General features: G+C 69.7%; 14 protein-coding genes. 7 read left to right on the top strand and 7 right to left on the bottom strand.

The genetic code is table 11. From position 1 onward, the window contains the following. Positions 1–43 precede the first annotated feature (43 nt). From aroA to EV652_RS05620, 3 genes are all read right to left on the bottom strand, one after another. Positions 44–1,318, bottom strand: a complete 1,275-nt coding sequence (gene aroA, locus EV652_RS05630; RefSeq protein WP_132207919.1) for a 3-phosphoshikimate 1-carboxyvinyltransferase — start codon at positions 1,316–1,318, stop codon at positions 44–46. A gap of 108 nt (positions 1,319–1,426) precedes the next feature. Further along, positions 1,427–2,005 carry a DoxX family protein gene (locus EV652_RS05625; protein WP_132207918.1) on the bottom strand — a complete coding sequence of 193 codons (579 nt, stop codon included), beginning with the start codon at positions 2,003–2,005 and terminating at the stop codon, positions 1,427–1,429. Positions 2,006–2,065: 60 nt separating this feature from the next. Further along, on the bottom strand, positions 2,066–2,791 hold the full coding sequence (locus EV652_RS05620) for a DsbA family oxidoreductase (RefSeq protein ID WP_132207917.1): 726 nt from the start codon (positions 2,789–2,791) through the stop codon (positions 2,066–2,068). 84 nt (positions 2,792–2,875) lie between these two features. Here EV652_RS05620 and EV652_RS05615 point away from each other — a divergent pair, with 84 nt between their 5' ends. Continuing rightward, on the top strand, positions 2,876–3,727 hold the full coding sequence (locus EV652_RS05615; RefSeq protein WP_242001586.1) for an aminoglycoside phosphotransferase family protein: 852 nt from the start codon (positions 2,876–2,878) through the stop codon (positions 3,725–3,727). Between the two features lie 54 nt (positions 3,728–3,781). After that, positions 3,782–5,611, top strand: a complete 1,830-nt coding sequence (locus EV652_RS05610; protein ID WP_132207915.1) for an HNH endonuclease signature motif containing protein — start codon at positions 3,782–3,784, stop codon at positions 5,609–5,611. 128 nt (positions 5,612–5,739) lie between these two features. Here the strand turns inward: EV652_RS05610 and EV652_RS05605 are convergent, their stop codons facing one another. From EV652_RS05605 to EV652_RS05590, 4 genes are all read right to left on the bottom strand, one after another. After that, positions 5,740–7,056 (bottom strand): ArgE/DapE family deacylase, encoded by a 1,317-nt coding sequence (locus tag EV652_RS05605; RefSeq protein ID WP_242001585.1) that lies wholly within the window; start codon positions 7,054–7,056, stop codon positions 5,740–5,742. Next, a complete protein-coding gene (locus tag EV652_RS05600; protein WP_132207914.1) occupies positions 7,019–7,825 on the bottom strand; it encodes a phosphotransferase family protein in 807 nt (268 codons plus the stop codon). Before EV652_RS05600 ends, EV652_RS05605 begins: the two co-directional genes overlap by 38 nt. Before the next feature lie 62 nt (positions 7,826–7,887). Continuing rightward, positions 7,888–9,177 (bottom strand): aspartate--tRNA(Asn) ligase, encoded by a 1,290-nt coding sequence (gene aspS, locus EV652_RS05595; protein WP_132207913.1) that lies wholly within the window; start codon positions 9,175–9,177, stop codon positions 7,888–7,890. A gap of 247 nt (positions 9,178–9,424) precedes the next feature. Beyond that, positions 9,425–11,650: a sigma-70 family RNA polymerase sigma factor gene (locus EV652_RS05590; protein WP_158441094.1), complete on the bottom strand. Its 2,226-nt coding sequence runs from the start codon at positions 11,648–11,650 to the stop codon at positions 9,425–9,427. A gap of 273 nt (positions 11,651–11,923) precedes the next feature. Here EV652_RS05590 and EV652_RS05585 point away from each other — a divergent pair, with 273 nt between their 5' ends. The 5 genes from EV652_RS05585 (at position 11,924) to rsrA (ending at position 15,377) form a co-directional block, all read left to right on the top strand. Then, positions 11,924–12,739 (top strand): hypothetical protein, encoded by an 816-nt coding sequence (locus EV652_RS05585; protein ID WP_132207911.1) that lies wholly within the window; start codon positions 11,924–11,926, stop codon positions 12,737–12,739. Positions 12,740–12,872: 133 nt separating this feature from the next. Continuing rightward, on the top strand, positions 12,873–13,673 hold the full coding sequence (locus EV652_RS05580; RefSeq protein ID WP_132207910.1) for an SOS response-associated peptidase: 801 nt from the start codon (positions 12,873–12,875) through the stop codon (positions 13,671–13,673). A gap of 52 nt (positions 13,674–13,725) precedes the next feature. Next, a complete protein-coding gene (locus EV652_RS05575) occupies positions 13,726–14,358 on the top strand; it encodes an alpha/beta hydrolase family protein (protein ID WP_132207909.1) in 633 nt (210 codons plus the stop codon). A 129-nt stretch (positions 14,359–14,487) separates the two neighbouring features. Then, the gene (locus EV652_RS05570; protein ID WP_132207908.1) at positions 14,488–15,102 is read left to right on the top strand and encodes a sigma-70 family RNA polymerase sigma factor; all 615 of its coding nucleotides are present in this window, start codon (positions 14,488–14,490) and stop codon (positions 15,100–15,102) included. Next, positions 15,099–15,377 carry a mycothiol system anti-sigma-R factor gene (gene rsrA / locus EV652_RS05565; protein ID WP_132207907.1) on the top strand — a complete coding sequence of 93 codons (279 nt, stop codon included), beginning with the start codon at positions 15,099–15,101 and terminating at the stop codon, positions 15,375–15,377. The genes EV652_RS05570 and rsrA overlap by 4 nt, the downstream gene beginning before the upstream one ends. Positions 15,378–15,393 lie beyond the last annotated feature (16 nt).

Below are 15,393 nucleotides of genomic sequence, written 5' to 3'. Positions count from 1 at the left end.
GGTCCAGCGCCGTGCCGAGTGCCGCGCAGTAGGCGCTGGACCGTCACACACGGCTTAGCCCCGACCAGAGCTCGGGGAACTCGGGCAGCGTCTTCGCCGTGGTCCCGATGTTCTCGATCTGCAGGCCGTCGACGAGTAGCCCGAGTACGGCGGCCGCGTGCGCCATCCGGTGGTCGTGGTACGTGCCGAAAAGCCCACCGTGCAAGGGCTTCGGCCGAATCTCCAGCCCGTCGGCCGTCTGCGTCACGTCCCCGCCGAGCGCGTTGAACTCCTGCTCGAGCGCCGCCAGCCGGTCCGTCTCGTGGTTGCGCAGATGAGCGATCCCCCGCAGGTACGACGGCCCGTCCGCGAACGCAGCCACCGCCGCGATGACCGGCGAGAGCTCACCGACCTCGCCCAGATCGAGATCGACACCCTGCACCCTGCCGGTGCCACGCACGGTCAGACCGTCGTCGGTGCGGGTCACCTCGGCGCCGAAATGACTGAAGATATCGCGCAGGTGATCGCCCGGCTGGGTGGTCTGCGCCGGCCAGCCGGTCACGGTGACCTCGCCGCCGGTGAGGACGGCCGCGGCCAGGAACGGCGCGGCGTTGGACAGATCCGGCTCGATCGCGGTGTCCAGCGCCCGAATGGGGCTGGGGGCAACGACCCACCGGTTCGGCTCGCTGTCGTCCACCTGGACGCCGCGCTCGCGCAGCATCGCGACCGACATGTCCAGATGCGGTTGCGACGGCACCGGCTTCCCGTCGTGGCGGATGTCGACGCCCTCGTCGTACCGGGCTCCGGCGAGCAGCAGGGCGGAGACGAACTGGCTGGAGCCGGACGCGTCCAAGGTGACCTTGCCGCCGCGGACCGAGCCCGCGCCGGAGACGGCGTAGGGCATCCGGCCGGTGCCGTGGTCGTCGATCTGCACGCCGAGGGTGCGCAGGGCGCCGAGGATGACGTTCATCGGCCGCTCGCGGGCGTACGGGTCGCCGTCGAACTCGATCACGCCGTCGGCCAGCGCGGCCACCGGCGGGACGAACCGCATAACGGTGCCGGCCAGACCGCAGTCGACGCTCGCCGGGCCCTTGAGCGAGCCGGGGGTCACGGTGACCTGGGCGCCGTTCTCGGCGATGCCGACGCCGAGCGAGACCAGGGCGGACCGCATCAGCGAGGTGTCGCGGGCCGCGAGCAGGCCGGTCAGGTGGGACGGGCCGTCAGCGATCGCGGCCAGGATGAGCGCGCGGTTACTGATCGACTTCGATCCGGGGACCGTGACCCGGCCAGTGACCGGTCCTTGTGCCCGCGGTGCCGCCCAGCCCTGCTGCTCGCTCATCCCACTCCTTCGGCTCGATTCTCAGGACTGAGCCTAGCGTTACTGCACCCGGCGGCCTTCCGGGAGCGTGAGTGAGGGGGTGTTCTGCCGAGGGCGGGCTTCGGCAGATCAGCTCAGGTGGAACTCAGCCTTCGCGAGTCGGGCCGTCTGCTTGGCCTCGTGGGCGAGCTGCTTGGCTTCCCGCTTGGCCGCCTTGGCGCCGCGCTTGGTCTCGCGCTTCGCCGCCCGGGCGCCGTGCGTGGCCCGCCAGGCGATACCCGGCTGGCCCTCGGTGTCGACCGCTGCGAGCAGCAGTCCGCCGAGCAGGCCGAGGTTCTTCATGAACTGGATGCGCTGGACGGCCCGGGCCTCCTTGTCCTTCACCTGCCAGAACGGGTGCCCGGCCACGGTCACCGGGACCAGCGTGGCGGCCAGCGTCGCGGCGCCCAGCCGCCGCCCCTTACCGCTCGCCAGCGCGAGGCCGCCGAGCACCTGGACGGCGCCGTTCAGCCGGACCAGGTTCACCGTGGTCTCCGGGATGCGCTCGCTGACCTGCGACGGCGCGACCCTCTTCACCATCGGCACCAAGCGATCCGTCACCGGCTGGGCCTTCGGCACCAGTGGCTCCGGGTTGCGAATCGAGTTCACACCCTGCACGACGAAGATCATGGACAGCAACGGCCTGGCCAATGCGCGCACGACAGTCATGCCTCCTTCATACACCACGTCTCGAATGACTCCCGGTACCCACCGCTGAGCCGTTCAGACTCAGATCGGGCAGCCGTCCGGGCCGCAGGCCGCGTCGTCGGTCGCGTCGGGGCTGTTGATCAGGGTGACCGGCTTGCGGTCCGCGTTCGCCCGGCGGAGCGCCTCGCGGAACACCTCCACCGGCTGTGCGCCGCTGACGCCGTACTTCTCGTCGATCACGAAGAACGGCACCCCGTTCGCGCCGTACGCCAGCGCCTGGGCCTGGTCCGCGGCCACTTCCTCGGTGTACGTCGTACTCGCGAGGACCTCGGTGACACGGTCGGCCGGGAGGCCGGTCTCCGCGGCCAGGGCGGCGAGGGTTGCGTGGTCGCCGACCGGGAGGCCGTCGGTGAAGTAGGCCTTGAGCAGGCGCTCCTTCAGCCGGTCCTGAGTGTCGGCGGGGACCTGGCCGGCCTCGACCAGCTCACGGGCCAGGTGGAGCAGACGGTGGGCATCGACGGTGTTGGCGGACTTGGCCTGGTCGAGGTGGTAGTCCAGCCCGAGCTCGGCCGCGATCTCGGTCACATGCGCGTTGGCCTGCAGACCCCACTCGCGGCCGCGCCCGTACTTCTCACCGAGCCGGGTCGGAAGGTCCCTGGGGTCGTCGTTCGTGGACGACGGATCCAGCTGGAAGCTGTGCCAGACGATCTCGGCCTGGTCGCCGTTCTCCGCCAGCGCCTGCTCGAGGCGGCGCTTGCCGATGTAGCACCACGGACAGACCACGTCGGACCACACATCGATACGCATGCTCGAGGCAACCTCATCCGTTCCGGACCTATTCCGAACCAAGCCGCGATGTGACGCGTCTGACGCGTCATGGACGAGGACTTCGTGCGCGGACTCATACGGGATCATCATCCGGATCTGGCGGACCTGCCCCTATTACAGGTGGTCGGCGGTTGGGACAACCAGCAATGGCGGCTCGGGGACGACCTGGCCGTGCGGTTGCCGCGGACACCCCGCGGCCCGGAGTTGCTGCGGAAGGAGTACCGCTGGCTGCCGGAGCTCGCGCCGCGGCTTCCGCTTCCGGTCCCCGTCCCGCAGCGGATCGGCGAGCCGACCGAGCAGTTCCCGCACACCTGGCTCATCACTACCTGGGTGCCTGGCCAACCAGCCGACCGTACGCCGATCAGCGACCACGGAGCGGCGGACACCCTGGCCGCCTTCCTCCGGGCGCTGCACCAGCAAGCGCCTGCCGACGGTCCGGTGAGCCCCGGCCGTGGCGTTCCGCTCCGGACTCTGGAGCTCGGCTTCGAGGAGATCCTCGCGGATCTCGAGGTGGATGACACCGTACGCAAGATCTGGGCAGAGGCCGTTGCGGCACCGGAGTGGGCCGGGCCGCCGATGTGGCTGCACGGCGATCTTCATCCCGCGAACGTCGTGGTCGAGGACGGTGTCCTGACCGGGGTGATCGACTTCGGCGACCTGAGTACCGGCGACCCGGCCTGTGACCTGGCCGCCGCCTGGATCCTGCTTCCCGACGGCGCGGCGGACCGCTTCTTCGAGGTCTACGCGATCGCGGACGAGTCCACGATCACCCGCGCTCGTGGCTGCGCGGCCGGCAAGGCACTCGCCCTGATCTCGGTCGGCGATGCCGGCGACAAGGGCCTTCCCGGTGGGAAACCGACCTGGGGTCCCGCGGGCCGCCGGACCCTGGAGCGGCTGCTGGCGGTGGGGTGGTGACGTCCGAGCAGGAAGCGATTTGAATGCCGCTGTATTCGAAGCTATGTTCGATTCATGAGTGATTGCCCGGTCTCTGAGTCGGTCTCTGAGCCTGCCGTCGAGGGCGCACGTCCGTCGAGGGCTGCTGGGCGTGTGTTGTCGGTGGTGCCGGAGCCGGCGCGGGTGATGTCGCCGGAGGAGAGTGCGGCGAGTCTTGCTCGGCTGAGGGAGCGTGTACGGCGGGATGCGCGGTTGGCGGCGCGGCATGGGCTGCTGGCGCGGTATGACGACCCGGACGACCCGGACCGTGGCACGGCGCTGTATGAGGCGGTGGTCTTTCAGGACACCTCGGAGTTGACCGATTCTGGGTGGCTGGATCGGTTGGAGGCAGTCGGGCGGTTGGAGGCGCGGCTGGCCGCGTTGAAGGCCGAGGCGATCGCCGGGCATGACGCAGCGCTGAACGGTGTGTCGGCGGATCTCGGGCATCGCTACCCCGAGTCCGGTGACCGGGCCGCGGCTCCCGGAGAGCGGCGCTGGGTGGCCGGCGATCTGCGGTCGGTGGCCGATGAGGTCGCGTTGGTGCTGCAGCTGAGCAAGGGGGGCGCCACGGTGCGGATCCATACATCGTGCCAGCTGGTGCACAACTTCCCGGCCACCCTGCAGGCCTTGTCCGAGGGCGAGCTGACCGAGCGGGCCGCGTTCACGATCGTGCGGGAGTTGTCGGTGCTGGAGGATCTGGACGATATCCGGGCCGCTGAGTCCGCGCTGCTGGAGTGGGCCCGCAAGCATCCGCTGCAACGGATCAAGCAGCAGGCGCAGCGGGAGGCTGCCCGCCGCGACCCGGCCGCCCGCAGCAGGGCACACGCCCGGGCGATGGAGGAACGGTCGGTGCGGATCTTCCCGACCAGTGACGGCACCGCGGAGCTCGTCCATACCCAGGACGCGATCGACGCCGCCGCGGTGATGACCAGCCTCGACCGCGCCGCGGCCTATCGCCGTCGCCACGGCGACTCCCGCACCCTCGACCAGCTACGCGCCGACATCGCCCTGGCCCGCCTCCTGCCTCGTACGAAACAGACCAGCGTCAGCAAGACCGACGACCGGGCCTATGCCGCAGTGGCCGACAACTCGCCTGAGGACCGCACGGCCGGCACGGATCTCGCCGGCAACCACGAGGCTCGTACCGGCGAATCTGACGCAGCGGCGAGCGACCTGATCGACAGCCACCTGGCTCCCAGCCCTCCCGGCAACTTCGACGCACAAGATGCTGACGCCGCCGACGACCCGGACGTCGGTGCCGACACCACCGTCATCATTCACGCCACCGGCGCCGAGCTCCGCGCCTTGATCAACGGCGAGGAAGGCACCGGTGGCGAGGCTGGCCACCACGGGACGATTCCGCAGAACTCCTTGCGCAAACACCTCATCCGGACACTGAGCCGAACCCTGCTGCCCGGGCCCGCGCCAACCAGCAGGCACCGCACCGACCGACCCACAGACCCTCACACCGCATCCACAGTCCGACGCGTGGTTGCAGCAAACGATCGCATCCGGGCACGCATCGACGTGCGCATCACCGACGAGCCTCCCGACGGCAACCCTGACACGTATACACCCACCGCGGCCGTCGACCGCTATGTCCGGCTGCGCGATCGCACCTGCCAGTTTCCCGGGTGCAACCGTCCGGCGGAGTTCGCCGACCTTGACCACCGCACCGCGTTCGCTGAAGGCGGCCGCACCACCACCGACAATCTGCATTGCCTGTGCCGGCACCACCACCGCCTCAAGCACCAAGGCGGCTGGATCATCACCCCCAACCTCGACGGAACCACGACCTGGAAGAGTCCCACCGGGCGCTGTTACCGCACGCCATCACCCGGATCGGACCCGCCCACGACTACGTAGCCACGGGCCAAGGTCCGGGTCAAGACCCGAGATCGCGGCGGCCGGCCGCTGAGGACCGGGCCGGCCGGCGAGTACGGCTTTGGTTCATGTGTTGCATGGTCAGTGGTGCCGCGGCCAGGCGGGAGGCGCTATCGGCCGCAGCGGCGGAGAGTTAGGAGGGCGTACGTGCGGGCGGCGTGAAGGACCTCTGCGAGGCGGACGTGTTCGTCGGTGGCGTGGGCGTAGCGTACGTCGCCGGGGCCGTACTGGAGGGTGGGGATGCCGGCCGCGGCGTACTGGCGGAGGTCCGAGCCGTAGGGCGCGCCCTTGACCTCCGGGGTTGCACTGCCGGTGTCAGTAGCGGCTTGGAGGGTGTCGGCAAGGAGTGGGTCGTCGGTGGGGAGGACACCGGAGGCGAAGGCGCCGCCGGGCCAGGTGACCTTGGCCGGGTGGTCGCGGAGCCAGTCGTCCTTCGCACAGACCTCGGCGATCGCGGACTCGAAGGCTTCGCGGGCCTCGACGACCGGTTCGCCGAGTCGTACGCCGTACCGGCCCTCGGCAACGAGTACGTCGGGCACGGTGCTGGCCCAGTCGCCGGAGCGGACCGTGCCGACGGACAGTGGGTTCGCCAGGTCGAGGTGGGCGAGCAGCGGGTGCGGATCGCGGTTGCGCTCGGCCTCCAGCGCTTGCAACGCGGCCTGGATCACGACGAACTTCTCGATCGCGCTGACCCCGCGGGTCCGGGTCGAGCCGTGCGTCGCAAGGCCGGCCACCTCCAGCCGGAAGGTGAGCGAGCCCGCGTTGGCCGGGATGACACAGCCAGCGGTCGGTTCGGCGATCAGGCACGCCTCGCCGGTGTGACCGCGCTGCAAGGTCGCGAACGCGCCGGCGCCGCCGTCCTCCTCGCCGATCACGGTGTGCACGGCCAGCGGCTTCCGCAACCGGATGCCCGAGGCAACGATGGCCGCGACCGCACCGAGGATCGCCGCGACCCCGCCCTTCATGTCGCAGGTCCCGCGTCCCCACATGATCCCGTCCTCGACCCGCGCCGAGAACGGATCCCCGTCCGGCCACAACCCGAGCTCACCCGGCGGCACCACATCCACATGCCCGTTGAGAATCAGCCCCGGCGTCCCGTCCCCACCGAGTACGCCGACGCACCCCCACGCCTGGTCGCGCTCGACCTCCATGCCCGGGAACTCCGGGTCTGCCGTCACCGACGGCAGATCGATCCGCCAGTGATCGACGCTCAACCCGAGGTCGGTCAGCCGCCGCGCACACCACGCCTGGACGTCCGCCTCAGCGGCCGTGCCGTCCACACTCGGAATCCGCACGAGCGCCTGCAGATCGTCGACAATCCGCTCGTCGTCAATCGCCGAGAGCACCCGCCGCTCGACCTCACTCACCCTGCGCTCACCCATCCGCTCATCATGCGTCGAGTAGCTCCAGTAGCCGACGCGCGCCATGGAGGGCACGGTCCTGCGAGTACTTCGAGCGCTCGCGGACGAACTCCGCGAGACTCGCGTACGCCGCCGCCGCGCAGACCGCGACCGCAGCCCGTCCGCCGGCCCGCAGTGCCGCCTGCAGGAACAGCTCGTCGACACCGGCGGGTGCGCCGTCGCGTGCCGCCGAGGTCGCCAGCGAGACCAGGTCGTAGGCGCGCGATCCACCGCCGGCTGCCTCGATGTCGACGATGCCGGCGACCCGTCCATTGTCGACAATCACGTTGCCGACATTCAGATCTCCGTGGACGAGATCGTCGTCTGGGAGCACATGACCCCGGTACGGCTTGCACAGCACGGCGTACCGCTCGATCAGCTCGACGGTCTCACCGCCGTACCCGCGGACGCGCTCCCACACCCCGTCCCAGCCGTCGAAGACGACTCCGCCGGCCCACACCGACCAGTTCGAGTCGTGGTCCGGGACGAGCTCCCGCTGCGTCTCGCAGATCGCGATCAGCTCGCCGGCAAGGGACGGCCCGATCGTCGACGCATCGCGAAGAGCAGCGCCCGCAACGAACTCCTGCAGTTGGTACGGCGATCCGGCCGCAGTGGTGCCGACCGCCAGCCACTGCGGGGTCGGGTAACCGGCGGTACGGGCCCGGCGGACGAGCTCGGCTGCCCGGCGGACCCGCGGGGCCCAGCCCGGGTCGTCGCTCCACTTGAGGACGACCCGGGTCCCGCCGTCGGTGAGCTCGTACGCACTCGACTGCAGACCACCGGGCAGTTGCCGCACCAGGTGATAATCGGTGCTCAGGGCAACGTTTATCTCGGCGACAACCGACTCGGTGGTGTCCACTACGGCGTCAGCCGGTGCAGGTCGCGCGGGAACAGCGTGACCTCGCGGATGTTCTCCGCGCCGGTCAGTCGCGCCACGAACCGCTCGAGCCCGATCGCGAATCCGCCGTGCGGCGGCATCCCGTGCTTGAACGCCTGCAGGTACGAGCTGTACGCCGGCGCTTCCGCCGACTCACCCCGCGCCTCCAACGCCGCCACGTAGTCGCTGTAGCGGTGCAGCCGCTGGCCGCCCGTCACCAGTTCGAGCCCCCGGAACAGCAGGTCGAACGAGTTGGACCAGCGCGGGTCCGACGGCTGCGGATGCGTGTAGAACGGCCGCTTCACCATCGGGTAGCCCTCGACCGCGACGAACTCGCTGCCGTGCTCGCGCAGCGCCCACTCGCCGATCGCCCGCTCGTCGGCCGGCGCCAGGTCCGGCTCGTCCGGGTCCGCACCGGCGATCTTCAGCGCCTCGCTGAAGTGCAGCAGCGGCACCTCGACCGGGATCTCGGGCAGCTGGACGCCCAGCCGCTCCAGCGCCGGAGCAGCCCGCTCACCCACCGCCGACAGCATCCCCGCGACGGTCGTCCGCAGTACGGCGAGAACGTCACGATGGTCCTGGATGAACCCGAACTCCGCGTCCAGCGACACGTACTCGGCCAGGTGCCGGACCGTGTCGTGCGGCTCGGCGCGGAACACCGGGCCGACCTCGAAGACCCGCTCGAACACTCCGACCATCGTCTGCTTGTAGAACTGCGGCGACTGGGCCAGGTACGCCGGACCGCCGAAGTAGTCCAGCGCGAACACGTTGGCCCCGGACTCGGTCGCCGTACCGACGATCTTCGGCGTCTGGATCTCGGTGAAGCCCTCGTGCCCCATCGCCTCCCGGAACCCGTGCATCGCCGCCGCGGCGATCTCCCAGTTCGCCCGCACAGCAGGATGCCGCAGGGCAACCGGCGCGTTGTCCAGTACGACGGGTAAGCCCGCCCCGACCGTGGGTCGCCACAGCTCGATCGGCGGCGTCTGCGCCGGCTCGGTCAGCGGCTCGATCACCGGGTCGACGATCTCCGCACCACTGGGTGCCTGCGGGTTGGCGGCGACCGTACCGGTCACCTGGACGACGGTCTCCTCACCGAGTTCGTCCAGCAGTGTCTGGGTTTCCTGGTCCTTGATCACGATCTGGCTCAGGCCGGACCGGTCGCGCAGGATCAGGAAACTGACGGTGGCGAGCCGTCGTCTTCGGTGCACCCAGCCGGCCACCGTGACGGTCTGGCCTACTGCTGAGGGGATCTCATGGCTGAGAATGCGCATCGCTGTTTCACCTCCAGGTCGTTTCTCGTACCCCGGAGGTGTGGGCGAAGGGGTTCTCGCGGTGCCACCACACCTTCACCGGATCCGACGGACCCGGCCTCTTGCCGTGCATTCGCTCAGGAGTGTCTTCGCCACCGCTCCATGTATCGCCTCACAGCAACCGGCGACTCTCTCGAACATGGTGTACGGCGCTACTCGGTTCCATCAGCGCGAACACCACCAGAATAGAGCAGCCGGCAAGCCGATTTCACCGCCGGCCGGTGGACGGCGGGATCTGGGCGGAGTCGGTGTCCTGCCGGCCGCCGACCCGGGCGTGCACGGTGATCTGGTTGGCGGTGCCGGTGCCGGGCAGCCAGGCGTTCCATTCGGAGTTGAACGGCTTGCTGTAGTTGTCGGTCCAGCAGGTCGCGCGCCGGACGTCGGTGGAGCGCGAGCAGGTCCAGTCCTTGTCCAGCGCGGACAGGAACGACAGGTTGCGTCCCCACGAGATATCCAGAGTCACCCGGCGGTTGGCGACGCCGTTCACCTTCAGGAACCGGTTGTAGACGAACGGGTTCGGGTCGGTCTGCGGTGTCGGTGTGATGATCTGCAGCAGCGACTCGTCCTGCCGGACGCCCGGCAACGTCTGGGAGTCCGTGTCGCTCACCAGCCCGGCCGTCGCGGCCACGGTGAACGTCCGCGCCGCTGATGAGCCGTCCGACGGTACGTCGAAGTCCGCCGGCAGTGGCGCCGGTTTGGCCGGGGTGAGCGCCGTGCAGGTCTGGGTCTTGGCCGTGCACTTCCAGCCGGCCGGGCTCGCCGCGATCGGCCACTCGAGCGAGGAGCCGTAGGTGATCTTCAGGGTCACGCTCGGCCGGCCCGTGCCGGGAGCAACGGTCAGGATGCGGTGGTGGACGTCCGGATCGGCCTTGCCGGTGACGATCTTCAGCAGGTTCTCGTCGGTCCGCGGCGGAGCGGTCAGGGTCTCGGAGTCGTCGTCGTACAGCCGGCCGGTCTTCGCCGAGACGGTGAAGGTCCGCTCGGCCGCGGTCCCGCCGGTGGGCGAGTCGAAGGTGACCGGGAGCGGCTGGGGTGCGGCCGAGTTGGTCGCCGTACAGGTGCCGGTCGCCGGGGTGCAGGTCCAGCCGCGCGGGTTGCCGCTCAGCGGCCACCCGAGGGCGGCGCCGTACTTGATGCCGATGACCACGGGATTCTGGTTCTGCGCCGGGGTCTTGATCGTGATGACGAACTTGACGGCCTCGGCCTGCGTTCCCCCGGCGCGGGTGGACGGACCTCCGCCGCCAGGCGGCATGCTGATCGTCAGCAGGCCCTCGTCCAGGATCGGTGTCGTCGGCACCGGCGGCGTGGCCGTGGCGGTCGTCGGCGCCGTCGGAGTGGGTGTCGGCTCGAACTCGGTCGGTTCGGTCGTCGGCGCGGTGGTCGGAGCCGTGGTGGGCTTCGCGGACGGCGGTTTGACCGTCGGCGGTTTCACCGGCGGGACCGTCGGCGGCTCGACCGGCGGCTGGGTCGGCTGCTGCGCCGGCGGGTTGTTGATCGCCGCCGGGGGAGTGTCGTTGCCGGTGAGCGCCATCGCGGCCAGGACGGCGGCGACCGCGACGACCACGACCGCCCCGGCGCTGACCGCCGTACGCGTGCTGTTCTCCGTCGCCTTCTTCCAGCCCGTGGCGACGAAGCCCACCAGGCCGACCTTCGCGCCGGAGGCGGCGGCCAGGTAGCCGAGGCCCGCGGTGCCCAGCAGGGCCGGAGCGAGCAGGGCCGGCAGCGCACTGTTGACCTCGACGAGTTCGAGGTAGACCGCGGTGCACTTGGCGCAGTCGTCCAGATGCTCGCGGACGTTGCGGTTCTCCCGCTTGGTCAGGCCGCCGCGGACATACGCGCCGAGGCGCTCGGTGGTCCAGCGGCAGCGGTCACCGGCGACGTCGGCCAGGTGCTGCTGGAGGTAGGCCTGCCGCAGACCCTCGCGGGCGCGGTAGGCGAGTGCGGAGACGCCGTTGGCGGTCAGGCCGAGCAGCGGAGCGATGGCCGCGGGCTTCTCGCCCTCGACCTCGGTGTGCCAGAGCACGGCCTGCCAGCGCTCGGGCAGGCTCGCGAACGCCTTGGCCGCCGCGCCGCTCTCGAAGCCGGTGACGGTCGGGTCGTCGAAGGTCTCCGGCTCCCGCTCGTACGCCGCGATGTCGTCGGTCGCCTGGACCTTGCGGCCGGACCGGATCCGGTCCACGTGCACCCGTCGTACCGTCGTCAGCAGGTAGGCCCGGAAGGAGATGTCCGGGCCGCCTCCGGAGCGCAGCGCGTCGAGCACCTTGGCGAACGCGTCACTGGCCAGGTCGTCGGCGTCGTTGGCCGGGACCAGCTGGCGGGCCATCCGCTCGGCGGCGTGGTGATGCCGGCCGAACAGTTCGCCGTACGCCTCGAGATCGCCGTTGCGGACACGCGCGATGAGTTCGGCGTCGCTCGGTCCTTCCGGCGTCTCCATCTGTCTCCCCGTGGGCTGCATCACGACTGTCCGTACAACGCTGTCACGATCCGTCACATCGTTGCCGTGAACAAGGTTCCCACGTGGGACGGATCCGCGCACGTTTCCTGACGCGGAACCGTGCTCCTTTCCTGACGACGGCGCCTACGCGGAAGTTACGCGGAAAAAGTTTGGCGAATCCGCGTCATGAAGGTCGCCGCTGGCTGTCTCACTCCTGGAACGACGCTTCCGGCCGGCCGGTCGGGAGACTGACGGGGCTATTCGAGGAGGGCCATGTCGCTGTTCGCGGACATCCGCAGACGGTTCGACCTGCGTCCGGCCAAGTCCCTGAACCTGGCGGGGTCGCCCGCCCGGACCCGGCCGGAGGCGTCGTCCCCTGATGAGCAACCGTGCGAGTGGAGGGACTCGCACGGCGCAGCTGGCACCGACCACAGCGCCTATCTCGCGATTGCCGAGGCGCTGCGGGACGGAGCCGATGTCGTGCCTGCGAGCGACGAGGTCGGTCGGCAGTTGGCGACCGACGGAGTCTCGTTGCTCGAGGCACTTGATGGGCTGAGTGCGTTGTACCGCTCGATCGCCGGGGGCGAGCCGGCTTTCGACGCGGTACGCGCACTCAGTTCCAGCTGGGCCGAGGCCTCTTTGGTCTACCTCCACTCGCTGTCCTGCGAGGACCCGCTGACCGGGCTGTCCAGCCTGTCGCACCTGCGGTCCCGCCTCGGCGAGCTCTATCGAGAGGCGGAATTCCGTGGAACTTCCGTACCGCAGACCCATGCACTGGTGGTTGTCGAGCCGCTCAATCCCCCGGGGACGTCGCCCTTCGACCGCGAACTCAAGCTCGTCGACGTGGCGGAGTGCCTGCGGATCGTCTTCTGCGGCGGTGACGTACTGGGTCGCGTCGGCTCACACCGCGCGGCGGCGCTCGTCGGCCGCGAGCCGAACCTGCCGGAGCAGGTCGAGACGGTACGAGCCCTGATCACCGAGTGGCGGCTGGACACCGACGTACCCCAGTTGGCCCGGATCTGGATCGAGGGACTTCCGAGCACCGACGCGATGGCCGGGCGGGTGCTCGACGAACTGGCCAGACCTTAGGACCTGCGTCCGGACGCCAACAGGGGGGCGCCCGGACGCATCAGGCCGGCGGCGGATTGCCCATCACGGGGTGGGCAATCCGCCGCCGCTCGTCGCATCGTCACTGTCGGCGGGGCTGACTAGGCTGTCTCCCATGTGCGGTCGATATGCGTCCAGCCGGGACCCCTCCGATCTCGTCGTCGAGTTCGAGATCGAGTCGGGGAATGTGCGCGAGTCCGTGCAGGAGTTGCCGGACAACTACAACGTCGCGCCGACCGACTCGGTGATCGCGGTGGTCGAGCGGAAGAACCGTGAGGTGCCGGACGAGACGATCCGCAAGCTGACGACGGTCAAGTGGGGGCTGGTGCCGTCGTGGGCGAAGGACACCTCGATCGGAAGCCGGCTGATCAACGCGCGGATGGAGACGGTCGCGGAGAAGCCGGCGTTCAAGAAGGCGTTCGCGACCCGGCGCTGCATCCTGCCGGCCGACGGGTACTACGAGTGGTACAAGTCCGAGCAGAAGGTGAACGGCAAGCCGGTCAAGCAGCCGTACTTCATCCGCCCCGCCGACGGTGGCGTCCTCGCGATGGCCGGGCTGTACGAGATCTGGCGGGACAAGTCGGTCGAGGACCCGGACCAGGACGAGGCCTGGCTGTGGACCTGCACGGTCCTGACCACCACGGCCACCGATGACCTCGGCCGCATCCACGACCGGATGCCGTTGCTGGTCGAGCGCGAGCGGTACGACGCCTGGCTCGACCCGCTGAGCTCCGACCCCGACGACCTCCTCGACCTGCTGGTGCCGGCCGCGCCCGGCCGGCTGGAGGCGTACGCCGTCTCGAAGGCGGTCAGCTCGGTGAAGAACAACGGACCCCACCTGATCGATCCGCTTCCTCCGGACGGCGTCGACCCGATCGACAAGCCGGAGGAGCCGGAGGAGACCACTCTCTTCTGACGCACCGCGCGCACACCGCCGATCCGTGCTCGGGTGATGACAGGATGGGGCGGTGACCGACGAACGGATAGTGGGGACGCCGCACGGGGACGCCCGGATCGTGGCGCATCGGGCCCGGCGGCCGGTAGCGACGCTGGCCCTCGGTCATGGTGCCGGGGGCGGGATCGAGTCGGGTGACCTGGCCGCGCTGGCCGCGAGGTTGCCGAAACAGGACATCAACGTGTTCCTGATCGAGCAGCCCTGGCGCCATGCCGGCAAGAAACTCGCACCCGGACCGAAGATCCTCGACGAGGCCTGGATCGCGATCATCGGCCAGCTCCGGATCCGCACGCCGCTGGTGATCGGCGGCCGTAGCGCCGGCGCCCGGGTGGCCTGCCGGACCGCGAGCAGCCTGGGTGCGTCCGGCGTACTGGCGCTGGCTTTTCCGCTGCATGCACCGGGCAAACCGGAGAAGTCCCGGGTCGACGAGCTGCAGGGAGCGGGGCTGCCGACGCTGGTGGTGCAGGGGGAGCGGGACCCGTTCGGGACGCCCGAGGAATTCCCGCCGCTCACCGAGATGGCCGTCGTACCGGAGGCCGAGCACGCGTTCAAGGTGCCTAAGCGGGCGGAGCTGACCCAGCAGGAGGCGTACGACGTCCTGGTCGAAGCCGTGTTCGAATGGGTCAGCCGCGAGGTGTCCGGATAGTGGTCAGGGGCTGATGGCCGCGGTCTGAGCGGGAATGCCCCCGCGCCCGGGCGTGTTGTGGCAGGCATGATGGCGACGAGTGAGGCTCCGGCGCGGACCTCGGGGAAGACCCCGGTATTCTCGATCACGATGCCGACTCCCACCACGACTGAGACACCCGAGCAGCGGACCGCGCGCTTCGAGCGCGAGGCGCTGCCTTTCCTCGACCAGATGTACGCCGCGGCGATGCGGATGACCCGTAATCCGTCGGACGCCGAGGACCTGGTCCAGGACACCTTCGCCAAGGCGTACAGCTCGTTCCACCAGTTCACGCCGGGCACCAACCTGAAGGCGTGGCTGTACCGGATCCTGACGAACACCTTCATCAACGGATACCGCAAGCGGCAGCGCCAGCCGACGCAGTCGCCGACCGAGGAGATCGAGGACTGGCAGCTGACCGCTGCCGAGTCGCACACTCCCGGCGGCCTGAAGTCGGCCGAGGCGGTCGCACTCGAGCATCTGCCCGATTCCGACGTCAAGGAAGCCCTGCAGGCGATCCCGGAGGACTTCCGGCTGGCCGTCTACCTGGCCGACGTCGAGGGCTTTGCCTACAAGGAGATCGCCGACATCATGGGGACGCCGGTCGGCACCGTGATGTCGCGGTTGCACCGTGGCCGCCGCCAGTTGCGTGACCTGCTGGGCGACTACGCGCGCGACCGGGGCCTGATCCCGTCCGACGAGACCGGAACCGAGGAGGAGTCGTGAGCTGCGGCGAGCACCACGACGTCGACTGCAGCGAGATCCTGCAGCGTGTGTACGTCTTCATCGACAACGAACTCGAGGGCGCCAGCACCGAGGAGATCCGGCAGCACCTGGAAGAGTGCGCCCCGTGCCTGGACGAATACGACCTGGAGCGCTGCGTCAAGAAACTGGTTCACCGCTCCTGCGGCTCCGATCACGCGCCCGACGCACTCCGGCAGAAAATCCTCCTCCGGCTGACCCAAATCCAGGTCGAAACCACCATCACGACCACCGACTGAACGCCGGCTGAATTCG

This window comes from Kribbella steppae (assembly GCF_004342025.1).
GTDB lineage: Bacteria > Actinomycetota > Actinomycetes > Propionibacteriales > Kribbellaceae > Kribbella > Kribbella steppae.
The sequence above is the reverse complement of the archived record's forward strand: the minus strand, read 5'-3'. Positions and strand labels throughout refer to the sequence as shown.